Source organism: Mariniflexile fucanivorans, assembly GCF_004341235.1.
Classification (GTDB): Bacteria; Bacteroidota; Bacteroidia; order Flavobacteriales; family Flavobacteriaceae; genus Mariniflexile; species Mariniflexile fucanivorans.
Genome location: NZ_SLUP01000003.1, coordinates 394,075 through 408,590, shown reverse-complemented (window position 1 = coordinate 408,590; position 14,516 = coordinate 394,075). Strand labels below are relative to the sequence as shown.

Here is a 14,516-nt window from a genome sequence, read left to right as displayed (position 1 = left end):
GAAAAGTGCTTTTTTACGTCATTGCGAGGAACGAAGCAATCTTTAAGTTGTTGAAAACCGACAAACAGATTACTTCACTACGTTCGTAATGACGACTTATTTTGAGTTTTCATACAGCTTCTTTCTGTTTTTTGGAAATTAATTGCTTTCAGTTTGATTCTTCTTTTTCTGAATCGCTAAAATTATCTTTAATAAATTCTGAAGGTGTTTTTCCATATTGTTTTTTAAACGATTTTGAAAAATAATTATGGGAGTTGAAACCAACGGCGTAACCAATTTCATTAACCATGTAATTACCTTGTTTCATGAGTTCTACAGCATGTTTTAAACGAATGCTTCTTATGAATTCTGTGGCAGATTGATCGGTTAACGATGTTAGTTTTCTATGTAAATGTGTCCTACTTAAATGCAGTTTTTCGGCTAAATCTTCAACTGAAAAGTCTGCATTGCTCATGTTTTTTTCAACAGCATTAATGGCATTCACAAGGAATTTTTTATCTAAATCCAATACGTCAATATTACTTTCCCAAACCTCTTGTTTTAAAGAAAATAAGGAGCGAAGTGCTTTGCGAGAGTTTAATAAATTATGAATTTGAGCCACTAAAACGGCTTCGTCAAAAGGTTTTGATACATAGGCATCTGCACCAGAATTTATGCCTGTTATTCTATCTTTAACCGTGTCTAGGGCTGTTAGTAAAATAACGGGTGTATGGCTAATTCTTATATCGTTTTTAATTTTAGCACACAATTCTATACCATCCATTTCAGGCATCATAATATCCGATATTATTAAATCTGGATACAACGAGTTCGTTTGTTGGTAAGCTTCTTTACCATTTTTTGCTGTTGCTATTCTAAAATGGTTTTGTAAGTTGCTCGATAAAAACTCCAACAATTCAGGGTTGTCTTCAACAACAAGTACCAATGCTTCTTGGTTTTTTGAAGCTTCTTCAGAAGAAGTATTCGTTTTAATATTATTGGACGTTTCAAAAGAAACAGTTCCAGCTTCTATATCCTGAAAACTATTAGAACTTTCGCTTAATGTACCCGTTTGATGCTTTGGTATGCATATACAAAAAACAGAGCCTTTTCCTTCTAAAGAGCTCACAATTAATTGCCCATGATGCATGGCTATATAATTTGTAGATAGTGAAAGCCCAATACCTGTACCTCGGTTATAATTGTTTTCAATTTGAAAAAACCGCTCAAATATTTGAGGAAGTACCTTCTCAGAAATTCCATACCCAGAATCGTTAATGCTTATGGAAACAAAATTTTCATCAATAGGTTCTCCAACGGTGTAAACATTGCAATTAGGGTTAAAATTGGGTTTTTCGTTGTTTTTTATGGTTAGAGTTATAGTACCATTATCTGCCGAATATTTAAAAGCGTTTGAAAGCATGTTTACCAAAACTTTATCTAATTTATCGGTGTCAAAATCCATTTTTAAAACGGGAAGGTCTGATGTAAATTGAAAGTGAAAACCTCGTTGGTTAGCGTGCTCTTCAAAACAATTAAATACATTTTTACAGAAAGAAATAACATCTGCTTTTATAGGAACTAGTTTTAATTTACCAGAATCGGCTCTTCTAAAATCTAGAAATTGATTAATAAGTCGTAACAGCCTATCTGTATTGTTTTTAATTAGTAGTAGTTGTTTGCTAGTAGCTTCGGTATCTAAAGGTGTTTTTAATAAACGGTTTACGGGGCCCTGAATTAAGGTTAAAGGCGTTCTAAACTCATGGGAAATATTGGTGAAAAATTGAAGCTTCATTTGGTGTAATTGTTCTTCGTTTTCTCGATGGATTTTTTCCATCTTAATTTCAGATTTAAGTTTTTGACGGTTTATAACCTGTTTTCTGAAAAAATATACAGATGCAATAAAAATTAGGGCATAAGCTAGGTAGGCATACCACCTTTGCCAAACAGGAGGAATTATATCTATAATTATTTTTGTAGAGGTTTCGTTCCATACGCCATCGTTATTTGCTGTTTTAACTTCAAATATGTAGTTGTTAGGAGGGATATTTGTAAAATTTGCTTTCCCATTAAAATCGGTGTCAATCCATTGGTCGCTAAAACCCAAAAGCCTGTATTTAAATACGTTTTTTTTAGGATTTATATAATTGTTAGATGTAAACTGAAACCCTATAAAGTTTTGGGTATGGTGCAACTTTATTGGCTCGTTTTTATTAAAACTAAGTTCTTTATTGTTTACGTAAATTTTAGTTATTGTTGCTTTTGGAGGGATGGGGTTTTTTATAATTCTTGAAGGAGAAAAACGAATTAGCCCGTTAGAGCCTCCAAAAAATAAATCACCATTAGTAGATTTTAATGCAGATATGGGGTAAAACAGGTCGTTTTGTAAACTGTTGTTTGTAATATACGATTGTGCAACATTGGTTTGTTTATTGAATTTACATAAACCGTTTTCGGTTGTTAGCCATAGGTTTTTATTGCTGTCTTCCAATATTGAAAATACTTCGTTGCCCGATAAACCATCTTTTATGGTGAAATTTTCAAAAACCTCAGTCTTAGGATTAAATTTATATAAACCCGTACCATTGGTACCTAGCCATAAAAAGCCTGCGTTATCTTCATGAATGCAATAAATATTATTATTAGAAATCCCTTCGGAATTGTTTTTATTATGGAAATAATGAATAAATTCTGAAGTGTCTTTTTTTAATTGATTAAGCCCATTTTCAGTAGCAAACCAAATATTTTCGTGCTTATCTTCAATAATATGGTGTACGTAATTGTTAGATAAAGAGTTAATATTTAAAGGGGTATTTTGGAAACGGGTTGTTTTTTTAGATTTAAAATGATAAAAGAAAACACCCAAAGGATAATCGCTAACCCAAATACCTGCGTCTGTTGGTAAAATATCCAAGGCTTGAAAACCCGTTTCAAAAGGAACATTTAAACGATCAAAACCAGTTTCACCTTTTTTTTGAAATAATATACCGTAGCCATAGGTACCAACCCACAATGTTTCGTTTTTATCGTAGGCCAACGATTTTACACTCTCAATGAGTTTCCCATTGTAGTTAATTGGTTTTGTAGTAAATATGTTGGTTTTAGGATTAAAACTATTCAACCCGCCATCATCAAGTCCTATTAAAATAGAGTCACTATGGGGTATTTTGGTAAAACTACTAACAATATTTGCGTTTAGGGTTCTTTTGGTTGTGGATTGATTATAGCGGATGAATGAATTATTGTAGTCACTATGAAAAGCTAAACCGCCCATCCATGAACCTATCCATATGTTTTTATGGGAATCTTTGTATAATGACCAAATAGAATGGTTGGGTAATTCGGAATATTTTTGTTGATCAATAATGTGGCTTACCTTAAAATTATCAATTAAAGCGATGCCTTTATAAGTGGCTGCCCAAATTCTACCTTTTTCATCTTTTAAAAGACTTCTAACTTGGTTGCTGGGTATTTTTAAATGTTCAGCTGTGTTTTCAGAATTAAAATGATGTAATATTTCGCCATTTAGCATGTTTATACATAGTAAACCTCTTGTTTCGTAACCAATCCAAATAAGGTTTTTATCAATCAAAACAGATCTAGCAAGATTTCTAAGTCCTTTTGTTAAAAACTGAAAAGTGTTAGAGCCTTTTGGTAAATAGTAAATATCGCCATCATTATAAAACACCCAAATGGTACCTTTATCGTCTATGGTAAGACAGCTAACTCTTGCTGTTTTATTATCAATAACTTTATAAAAAGCTCTGTTTTTTTCAGGACTTAAAATGCCAAAACCATTTTCATCTGAAAACCAAAAAGCATTTTTTTGATCTTGGAATAGTGATGTAATGTTCTTACCAATAAAATTATCAAATTGGTCTTTAATGGTATATCTTTTAAAATTATCAGAGTCTGAATTATAACTACAAAGTCCGTTTTCTGTGGCTACCCACATACGTCCCTTATTATCTTTATAAAGCTTGTTTATTCTATTGGTTGAAAGAGTAGAAGCATTATTTTGTAAATGGCTATACCTTTTAATTTTAATGGAATTATAAGAAAAAATGCCGTTGTTGGTACTAAACCAAATAAACCCCCGGTCGTCTTCCATTATAGAGGTTACCTGCGAATAGGCCACACCACCATCTGGCGTTACTTTATTTATAGATATATAAGGGTCGTTACTGCCATTTGTTAGAAATGATAATAAATTGAATTGTATGGCGTAAAAATAACACTTAGTCATCCGGCTTTTTTTGTCGAACTAAAAATACAAATAATATAAAACAGACTCGTATAAGTTTTTAGCAATAATTAGCACACATGTTGTTTTTTGGAACATACGTTTTAAAATGAAACATGATTGGTAGTAATTGGGAACAATGGATGGAAAAATAACAAAAACCATCTATTAAATTTGTTTAACGAAATTTTAACAAAGTGAGATAACCATCACTCCTTTTTCTTTTTTGTATGGATGTCTTAATCAAAAAAAATAAATTGAACAGATGAAGCAAATTACTATTTTAATACTATTTGTTGTTTTAGCGGTTGGTTGTAAAACACCTCAAAATAAAAGTGAGAAAGACGCTAATTTACTTAAGAATATATCCCAACAACTGGCGTATTTTCCTGTTTTAAAGGATACCGCCAATATAAAATCAAATGCTTCTGTATTTCCTAGAACATTAACACCTTCAGGTGAGTTGGAACTCGTTAGCAAAAGAGATTGGACTAGTGGTTTTTATCCTGGAGTTTTGTGGTATATGTATAGTTTAACAGGTGAAAAACAATGGAAAGATAAAGCTGAAATCTATACCGATTTATTGAAAAGCGAACAGTTTAACGATTCAAATCACGATTTAGGTTTTAAAATGATGCCCAGTTTTGGTTTGGGTTATGAATTGACCAAAAATGAATCTTATAAAAAAGTATTGATTCAATCTGCAAGAACGCTTATTACAAGATTTAACGAAAAAGTCGGCTGTATTAGATCTTGGGACCACAATAGAGATAAATGGGAATTTCCTGTTATTATTGATAATTTGATGAATCTGGAATTACTATTCTGGGCATCAAAAGAAACAGGGGACCCTGTATTTTATAATATTGCCGTTACCCATGCAAAAACAACCATGAAAAATCATTTCAGAAGTGATTATAGTTCGTACCATGTGGTTGGTTACAATGCAGAAACCGGTGAGGTCATTTCAAAAAACACACATCAAGGGTATGCTGATGAATCTTCATGGGCACGTGGACAAGCTTGGGCGCTTTATGGTTATACCATGATATATAGAGAAACTAAAGACCCTATATTTTTAAAGCAAGCAGAAAATGTTGCCAATTATATTTTAAATATTGCAAAATTTCCTGAAGATCATGTGCCTGTATGGGATTTCGATTTAACAGATGTAAAAACAGAACCTCGTGATGCTTCCGCGGCAGCCGTCATGGCATCGGCTTTTTTAGAGTTAAGTACGTTTACTGAACAACATAAAAGCACATATGTAGAAGAAGCAAATAAGATGATTACTTCACTTTCTACAAATAAATATTTTAGTGAATTAGGTGCCAATAAAGGATTTCTTTTAATGCATTCAACTGGTTCAAAACCTAAGGATTCTGAAATAGATGTGCCATTAATTTATGCCGATTATTATTATTTGGAAGCATTATCAAGAGAAATTAACAATCAAAAACAACCAAACTAAATTTAAATTTTATGATGAAAAAACAATTATTTTTTAAACTAACATGTTTGTTCTTTATTTTGCTATCCTTCAGTGGGTATGCTCAAAATAAAAACATTACAGGAAATGTTAAAGGAGAAGATGGTATGCCACTTCCAGGTGTTTCCATACTAGTTAAAGGAACAACTACGGGAACTATGACCGATTTTGACGGTAATTTCGCCTTAAAAGCAAGTCCGCAATCGGTACTTGTAATTAGTTATGTAGGGATGGAAACGCAAGAAGTTTTAGTAGGTGCTAAAACGAATCTAAACTTAGTTATGAAATCTTCACAAATTGGATTAGATGAGGTTATTGTAGTTGGTTATGGTACACAAAAAAAGAGTGACGTAACAGGTTCTGTAGTATCTGTAAGTCCAGAAACTTTAGAAGCCAGACCACGCGTTAGTGTTGAGCAAATGCTGCAAGGTACTATGGCAGGTATGAATATTACCGTGAATGCTTCAAACGCAGAAGGTTCGTCCAATACCATGCTTATTCGTGGACAAAATTCAATTACTGCTAAAAACTCCCCTTTAATTATATTAGATGGTATCCCTTATGCAGGAAATTTATCAGAAATAAACCCAAAAGATATTGGTTCTATTGAAGTTTTAAAGGATGCTTCAGCAGCGGCTATTTATGGCTCAAGAGGTTCCAACGGGGTTATTCTTATCACATCAAAAAAGGGTAAAGATGGTAGTATGACTGTCAATTATTCTGCAACTTCGGCATTCAATGCCCCTATTAATATACCAAGTTTAATGAGTGGTAAAACATTTTATGACACCAAAATAGAAAGAGGGTTATCAACTTCACAGGTTGAAGATGAAGGATATGATTCAGGAAGAAATACAAATTGGGTTGACTTAGCTACCAGAACAGGGGTTACTTTACAACATGATTTATCTTTCTCTGGAGGTTCAGAAAAAACCAGATATTATGTATCTTTAGGTTATTTGAATTCTGAAGGAACTGCCATTGGAAACGATTTTAAACGATATACTTTAAGAATAAATTTAGATCATAAACTATTACCTTGGATGACATTTAACACGAGCACACAATATGGATATTATGACAGAAGTGGTGTAGGATCCAGCTTCTCGGATGCTTTTTCTATGACGCCATTAGGTGTGCCATTTAACGAAGATGGAAGTCAAACTTTAGAAACTTGGGATGATGGGGTTTATGTAACCAATCCGTTAGCGCCACTTTTATATGATAATTGCGATAAAACAAGACGTTTCACATCTAATAACAGTATGTTGATTGATGTTCCTTTTATAAAAGGTTTATCATATAAGTTAAATACAGGCTACGATTACCGCTCTAGATTAGCGCAAACCTATAGAGGTAGAAATACTAGAACAGGTTTAGGTGTTGGAGGATCCTCAGACTCAGATAATAGATATAATGAAGATTGGCTAGTTGAGAATATTATCAGTTACAAAAACACCTTTGGTAAGCATTCCATCTTTTTAACAGGATTGTATAGTGCACAGAGTGAATGGGCAGAAAATCATGATGTCCATGCAGAGGGGTTTCCGAACGATGTGATGTCGTTTTACCAAGCAAATAAAGCGAGCCTTATAGAACCTGATGACACCTTTATTAAGTCTACGCATCTTTCTCAAATGCTTAGAGCCAACTATGCGTTCGATTCTAGATATTTATTAACATTAACAGCACGTCGCGATGGGTATTCAGCATTTGGAACGGATAGCAAATTTGGTGTTTTTCCGTCAGCAGCAGTAGGTTGGAATATTTCCAATGAGAAATTTTTAGAAAATTCTAATACCATAAATAACTTAAAGTTAAGATTGTCTTATGGTGAGGTTGGTAATGAATCAGTTGATCCATATTCTACACTCCCAACACTAGCTTCTGCTGATTATGTAGATGCAAACGATGGTACTTTGTTTGGTTTCTATCCAAGCAAGCTGGGAGACCCTACTTTGGGTTGGGAAACTACAACATCTTTTAATGCAGGTCTTGATTTTGGACTTTTTAAAAACCGTATAAAAGGATTGATAGACGTATATAAATCAAAAACTACCGATCTTTTATTAAATAAAACCATAACTCCCATAAACGGAGTGCCCAATATCACCCAAAATATAGGCGAAACATCCAATTCAGGTATTGAGTTTCAAATATCTAGTGTAAATATCAACAAAAACGATTTTAAATGGTCAACCGATTTTAATATCGCACATTATAATACCAAAATTGTAAATGTAGGATTAACAGATGCTGATGGAAACTATATAGATGATGTTGGTAGTAAATGGTTTATAGGCCAACCAATAAGCGTTAATTTTGATTATGTGTTTGATGGTATTTATCAACAAGATGAGACAGGTACGCCACAAGGTGATGTAGATGCAGGAGATATTCGTTATTTAGATGCAGATGAAAGCGGAACTATTGATCCAGGTGACAAACAAATTATTGGACGTAAAATTCCTGATTTTGTTGCTGGATTAACCAACACATTTGAATACAAAAACTGGTCACTTAGTTTCTTTTTGAATATGGTTTCAGGTATTACCCAATCCAATGCATTATTAGCGACACAAGATATAGATATGAGACAGAACAGATACAATGTTACGTTCTGGACACCAGATAACCAAAGCAACTCGTATCCTAGAAATGATAGAACGGCAAGTGTAAATCCACGTGCTATGCAGTTTTACAGAAGCACAGATTTTATAAGATTACAAGATGTAACACTTAACTATAGATTTCCTTCAGAAGCGTTAAAGAAACTAAAAATAAATAGTTTGGAGCTTTTTACGAACATAAAAAACTTATATACAAGTACAGACTGGATAGGCTTAGACCCAGAGTTTTCAAATACGGATGGTCAGCAAACGGCGGCTCCACAAACAACTACTATATTACTGGGTTTAAAAATTAGAATATAATTTAAATTTTAAAAAATAACAATATGAAAAAAATACTGATATTATTATTGACTATTGGTTTCGTTTTTATGAGTTCTTGTAATGAAGATACTTTTTTAAAGGAAGAACCTAAGGATAATATTTTTGCCGAAAACCTTTTCCTTAACTATGATGGTTTTGTAAACGGTTTAAATGCCATGTATGCATTAGTACGTGAGGATAGGGAAGGACAGAGTAATACAACGCGTGCTTCATTATGGCAAATGGGTACAGATAATGTGTTTGTAAATGGTGGTGCAGCTGCATTCGATCCTTTTAATGATTATAATGATTTGAATTCTGAAAACGCTTTGGTTTCGGCAAACTTTAACTGGTTGTACCGAATCGTTAACTCGGCAAATTTAATTATTAATCGTGCTGAAAACACACCTGTTGATTGGATGGGTACAAATGATGCTGCCGATTTAGTAAACCAAAACAAAGTAATTGCACAAGCAAGGTTGTTTCGTGCCTGGGCTTACAGACATTTACGTTATGGATGGGGAGCGGTTCCTTTAAGTCTTCAAGAAATTGAAGGAAGTACTTATCGTAGTGATTGGGAACGAAACTCTATTGCAGAAATTAATGCTCAAATGGTGATAGATTTGAAATTTGCAACAGAAAATCTAGAAATGAGAGAAGATGTAGGTTTAGTTAATGCCGCTGTAGCAGGTACTATGTTAGCTGAAGTGTATTTAGATATGGGTGAAAATGAAAAAGCAGAAATTGAAGCGCTTAAAGTAATTAATAGTCCAGAATACCAATTAATGACAACTAGATTTGGTGTTGATGCTTCAGAACCAGGAACGGCTTTCACAGACTTATTTATTAACCCAATGCCTAAAAATGATAATAGAGAAGTATTATGGGTGTTAAACAATGCTTATTCCGATGTGGTTGGAAATTCTTATCTAAATATGAAAAGTATTTGGAATAGTTATTATTCAAAAGACTCTAAACTTAAAAAGTACGATTTAAATACGCTTTATACCTATAATGGCGGAAAAGGAACTGGCAGACTTTCTGTAACAGATTCAGCTTTTGGCTGGTATGGTTCTACTGATGACAGATATTCTGAATATGCCGTTAAAAAGTATTATATTTTTCCAACTGATGATTCAGCAACCTCTTTTAATATTATAGGAACTACTAAAATGGTTTATAGTAAACCAGATGATTTAGAAGATAATTTTCTTTGGCCATGGGTAAGAAAATGGGAATACAACGATCCTTTGTTTGAAAACGCTTCTAAGAATGGTCAATACGATGATCAAATGTTTATGCGTTTAGCTGAAACTTATTTACTTGCAGCCGAAGCTTTAATGAAAAACAACAAGCCAGATTTAGCAGCAAGCTATTTAACAACTTTAAGAGCTAGGTCAAATGCATCAGCAGTAACAGCATCAGAGGTAACTATGGATTTTATTCTTGAAGAACGTTCTAGAGAGTTGGTTACAGAAGAATATAGAAAACACACACTAGTTCGTACAGGTACATTTTATGAAAGAACGGTTCAATACAACCCTCGCTTAGATGAAACTAAGGTTTTCGAATACAACGAATATTTCCCCATTCCTCAAGACATCATAGATGCTAATACAGGGGCGGTTATGCCACAAAATGATGGCTATAACTAAAATTTTCAATTTTAATATACCTACTTCTTGTTTTATGGAAGTAGGTATATTTTTGATTATAAACATCTCTACTCAAATAAAAAATATAATATGAGAAATCATTCTTTTTATCAATTAATAATAGTAACCAGTTTTAGTTTGATGGGGTTAGTGGCTATTGCTCAAAAAACAGCTTCTAAAAATACAAACCCTAATATTATACTCATTATGGCCGATGATCTTGGGTATGGAGATGTGGGTTTCAATGGTAATAAAAAAGTAATAACACCAAATTTAGATTTAATGGCAAAATCTGGTGTCAAGTTTAATAATTTTTATGCTGCGGCACCACTTTGTTCGCCAACGCGCGCTAGTGTTTTAACTGGTAGAAGTCCGTTTCGTCAAGGTATTTTTGCAGCACATACAGGAGCTATGCGTCCTGCTGAAAAAACAATTGCTGAGGTTTTAAAAAAAGAAGGTTACAAAACAGGTTTTTTTGGAAAATGGCATTTAGGTTGGGTGGAGCCTGATGAGGTAGAATCTAGAGGCATGTACTCACCACCATGGCACCATGGTTATGATGAAACTTTTGCAACAAAAAGTGCGGTGCCAACATGGAACCCAACAAAAACACCAGAAGGATGGACCAGTTGGGGAGCGGAAGAAGATGGCTCTTGGGGTGGTTCTATTTATGTGCAAAATGGACAACCTGTTACCGAAAATTTAGAAGGTGATGACAGCCGTATTATCATAGATAGAGCCATTCCTTTTATAGAACAATCAATTTCAAAAGATAAACCATTTTTTGCAACAATTTGGTTTCATACACCACACGAACCCGTAGTTGCTGGTCCAGAATATTTAGCTAAGTATCCAGATTTGCCATTGGCACAACAGCACTATTATGGTGCTATTACTGCTATGGACGATCAAATAGGACGTTTAAGAGCGTTCTTAAAAGATAAAAATATTGAAGATAATACCATTATTTTCTTTTGTAGTGATAATGGTCCGGCAGATCCTCTTGCCAAAAAAGGTATTGCTTCGGCAGGTCCTTTCTCAGGTCATAAACACCAAATGTGGGAAGGTGGTTTGCGCGTGCCTGCTCTAGCTCTATGGCCTAAGCATATAAAAGAAGGAATTGTTTCAGATTATCAAGCCAATACAAGTGATTATTTTCCAACCATACTTGAAATTTTAAATGTTCAAAAAGATAAAAAAATCCCTTTAGATGGTGTTAGTTTTAATCCCATTTTAAATGGTGAATCTAATGTTAGGGAAATACCTTTTGCAGCGGGATATCAAAGGTTATTTAATGATATTGAACTTTATGCTTATATAGATGGTGCCTATAAAATTTGTATTCCAGACAAAGGTGATGAGATGATGCTTTTCGATATAAAAAACGATCCTGCCGAAAAAAATAATTTAGCATTGGAAAAACCAGAATTATTAAAGAAAATGATGCTAGAACTTGAAAAAGTTAAAGAATCATGGAAGCAGAGCAGAGAAGGAAAAGACTATCAATGGTAAACCTATCACGTTATAAATAATCTTTTTTGATAATAATTTAAACGAATGAAAAGTAACATACTTTTATCCTTCTTCATTGTAACTCTTTGTCATTTTTGTTATGCACAAGAGAAACCGAATGTATTATTCATATCGGTTGATGACCTGAATGATTTTCCATCCTATGCAAATCGATATGAAGGAGCAATTACTCCAAATCTTGACAAGTTAGCCAATCAAGGTACGGTGTTTAATAATGCTTATTGTCAATATTCGGTATGCGGTCCCTCGAGAGCAAGTGTGATGTCTGGATTTTATCCTCATAATTTATCAGGAAGTTTAAACGAAGATGATGTTGTTCAAGAATCAACAAAAGCACTCGGCTCTGAACTTATGCATACTTGGTTTCGCAATAACGGATACGAAACGCTAGCAGTAGGCAAAATTTTGCATGGTCATTTACCTGAAGGGACGTTGGACGAAACTGGTGGGCGAGGATCTTTCAGTTCTGGACTTGGAAAGTTGCAGAGAAATTGGCACCAAAACGGAACTATGACGGATTGGGCTAAAGACCCTGAAACGGATGAACAAATGCCCGATCACCAGGCAGCTAATTGGGCTGCTGATCAGCTTAGTAAAAAACATGATAAGCCATTTTTTCTAATGGTTGGCTTTTTGCGTCCTCACAACCCTTGGTATGTTCCTAAAAAATGGTGGGATATGTACGACCGAGAAAAGATAAAACTACCTGAGTATAAAAAAGATGATCTTGAAGACATCCCAAAGCTAGGTCTTAAAAATATCAAGAATCAAATGCCAAGAACAGAATGGGCCATTGAAACAGACCAGTGGAGAGATATTGTTCATTCCTATTTGGCCTCAATCACTTTTGTGGATCACCAAATCGGAAAAGTTATTAAGGCTCTTGAAGAAAGCGAATACAGCAAAAACACAATAATTGTTTTATGGTCAGACCATGGCTACCAAATGGGTGAAAAAAACACCTTTCAAAAAGCAACGTTATGGGAGCGATCTACGCACGTGCCACTATTGTTTGCTGGTCCTGAAGTGCCTAAGGGCAAAAGTAGTGACCGGGTTGTGAGTTTACTTGATATTTATCCAACATTATTGGAAATGAGTGGGTTACCTAAAAATTCAAAAAATGAGGGTAGAAGTCTCGTTCCGTTAATAAAGAATCCATCAACAGCATGGTCATATCCATCTGTTACTGGTTACAATAAAGATTGCTATGCCATTCAAAATGAGCGCTATCGCTATATACGGTATGCTGATGGGGGCGAAGAATTGTATGACCATCAGAACGACCCAAATGAATGGACAAACCTAGCAGGAAACCTTAATATGAACAAAATAAAAGCCGATTTAGCCAAGTATATACCGAACAAATCTCAAGATAATTAGATTTAAGCTGAATTTCCTTTGTGAAATAATATAATTAAAATTGAAAACACAATAATACAAAAGACACTATGATTTTTTTTAAAACTAAAAACCTTATTATATTTTTCTTTTTGATTTTTGCTGTGAATTCAAGTAATGCAACTACAAAACCACCGGCACCCGACCTTGTCGTCTTATTTATTATTGAAGGCTTATCAACCGAGGCTCCGGTAAAAATTGATATGCCAAATTTCAATGCTCTGAAAGCAGAGGGAAGTTATTATAAAGAAATGCACTTAACTTTAGCGGGTCACCCTGAAAAGAGCAGTACCTACCCTTGGTCTTGTTCCATGCCCAATCCTATGTTGATGACAGGGACCCCTTTCACTGGAAAGGATGGTGTTCGAAAATCAATGATACAGCATTCCTTTAAAGATAATGAGACCGCTTTTATTGTTAATGCCCGTGCCTATGAAGACGTGAGCGAAGATTTTGGGACCTATATGGCAAGTTCCTTCAATCCCGACTCTTTGGTTATAAATTTAAGCATGGAGTTTATGAAAGTGTCCGAGCCTAAGTTTATGCGTGTTCATCTCCAACGTCCTGGAATCGAAGGGCTTAAAATATCAAAAAACTGGACTGAGAATGAACCTTATCATCGTAATATTTGGCATAAGCAGTCCCCTTATCGAACAGCCATTACAGAGGCAGATCGTCAATTGGGCCGATTCGTAGAATATCTTAAGGAGAATAACAAATGGGAAAATACGGTGCTTATAATTTGTAGTGACAACGGGCAAGCCAATGAAGGTTGGCACGAACCTTACAGTCCGCCCTCGAATGTAACGCCGCTTTTGATAGTGGGGCCTGATGTTAGAAAGGGTGCGACTTTTGAGTATTGTGAGATTATTGATATCGCTCCAACCATTACCTACCTAAGTAAAAAAAAGACGCCGGCACTATCTATCGGCCGTGTTTTGTCGGAGGCGTTTGTGAGCAATCCTGCAACGCCTCCAACGGTTCCTCAAAATATTAAACGACTCAACAAAGTATTGATTGAAGCTCATAACTGGCCTCAGGATAAGAAAAAAAAGCTAACCAAAAAAGGATTTAAAACAATTGATGATTTGGGGTTATGGCATACCACTTCGTCTGGAGATAACTTTGGTAGTTTCGTTGTTCAACAGGAAAAAATCCTTGAGAGTGTTCGCTGAAAAAAAACCGTAAGCAACTCTAGGGGCAATTAAACATTGGTTAAAAGACATCGGAGCGCTATGGATTACGAAATACGTTATCTCTGCCAATTGCATGGGTAAATAAAAAAA

Annotated in this window: 7 protein-coding genes; 6 read left to right on the top strand and 1 reads right to left on the bottom strand. The window is 34.5% G+C overall.

What is annotated here, in order from left to right; translation table 11 throughout:
- Nucleotides 1-148 precede the first annotated feature (148 nt).
- Nucleotides 149-4,225: a hybrid sensor histidine kinase/response regulator transcription factor gene (locus EV196_RS08265; RefSeq protein WP_132217230.1), complete on the bottom strand. Its 4,077-nt coding sequence runs from the start codon at nucleotides 4,223-4,225 to the stop codon at nucleotides 149-151.
- A 262-nt stretch (nucleotides 4,226-4,487) separates the two neighbouring features.
- Between EV196_RS08265 and EV196_RS08260 the strand changes: the two genes are divergently transcribed.
- The 6 genes from EV196_RS08260 (at nucleotide 4,488) to EV196_RS08235 (ending at nucleotide 14,405) form a co-directional block, all read left to right on the top strand.
- On the top strand, nucleotides 4,488-5,693 hold the full coding sequence (locus EV196_RS08260; RefSeq protein ID WP_132217228.1) for a glycoside hydrolase family 88 protein: 1,206 nt from the start codon (nucleotides 4,488-4,490) through the stop codon (nucleotides 5,691-5,693).
- An 11-nt stretch (nucleotides 5,694-5,704) separates the two neighbouring features.
- Nucleotides 5,705-8,644: a SusC/RagA family TonB-linked outer membrane protein gene (locus tag EV196_RS08255; RefSeq protein WP_132217226.1), complete on the top strand. Its 2,940-nt coding sequence runs from the start codon at nucleotides 5,705-5,707 to the stop codon at nucleotides 8,642-8,644.
- Between the two features lie 23 nt (nucleotides 8,645-8,667).
- Nucleotides 8,668-10,299, top strand: coding sequence for a RagB/SusD family nutrient uptake outer membrane protein (locus EV196_RS08250; RefSeq protein ID WP_132217224.1), 1,632 nt, complete (start codon nucleotides 8,668-8,670; stop codon nucleotides 10,297-10,299).
- 90 nt (nucleotides 10,300-10,389) lie between these two features.
- Nucleotides 10,390-11,811 carry a sulfatase family protein gene (locus EV196_RS08245; RefSeq protein WP_207902834.1) on the top strand — a complete coding sequence of 474 codons (1,422 nt, stop codon included), beginning with the start codon at nucleotides 10,390-10,392 and terminating at the stop codon, nucleotides 11,809-11,811.
- 45 nt (nucleotides 11,812-11,856) lie between these two features.
- Nucleotides 11,857-13,212, top strand: a complete 1,356-nt coding sequence (locus EV196_RS08240; RefSeq protein ID WP_132217222.1) for a sulfatase — start codon at nucleotides 11,857-11,859, stop codon at nucleotides 13,210-13,212.
- 68 nt (nucleotides 13,213-13,280) lie between these two features.
- Nucleotides 13,281-14,405 carry a sulfatase-like hydrolase/transferase gene (locus tag EV196_RS08235; RefSeq protein ID WP_132217220.1) on the top strand — a complete coding sequence of 375 codons (1,125 nt, stop codon included), beginning with the start codon at nucleotides 13,281-13,283 and terminating at the stop codon, nucleotides 14,403-14,405.
- The last annotated feature ends 111 nt before the right edge of the window (nucleotides 14,406-14,516 follow it).

What these genes read in the sequence shown, in the direction of transcription:
- EV196_RS08265 (WP_132217230.1), bottom strand. Translation starts at nt 4,225, where the DNA reads ATGACTAAGTGTTATTTTTACGCCATACAATTCAATTTATTATCATTT.
- EV196_RS08260 (WP_132217228.1), top strand. Translation starts at nt 4,488, where the DNA reads ATGAAGCAAATTACTATTTTAATACTATTTGTTGTTTTAGCGGTTGGT.
- EV196_RS08255 (WP_132217226.1), top strand. Translation starts at nt 5,705, where the DNA reads ATGATGAAAAAACAATTATTTTTTAAACTAACATGTTTGTTCTTTATT.
- EV196_RS08250 (WP_132217224.1), top strand. Translation starts at nt 8,668, where the DNA reads ATGAAAAAAATACTGATATTATTATTGACTATTGGTTTCGTTTTTATG.
- EV196_RS08245 (WP_207902834.1), top strand. Translation starts at nt 10,390, where the DNA reads ATGAGAAATCATTCTTTTTATCAATTAATAATAGTAACCAGTTTTAGT.
- EV196_RS08240 (WP_132217222.1), top strand. Translation starts at nt 11,857, where the DNA reads ATGAAAAGTAACATACTTTTATCCTTCTTCATTGTAACTCTTTGTCAT.
- EV196_RS08235 (WP_132217220.1), top strand. Translation starts at nt 13,281, where the DNA reads ATGATTTTTTTTAAAACTAAAAACCTTATTATATTTTTCTTTTTGATT.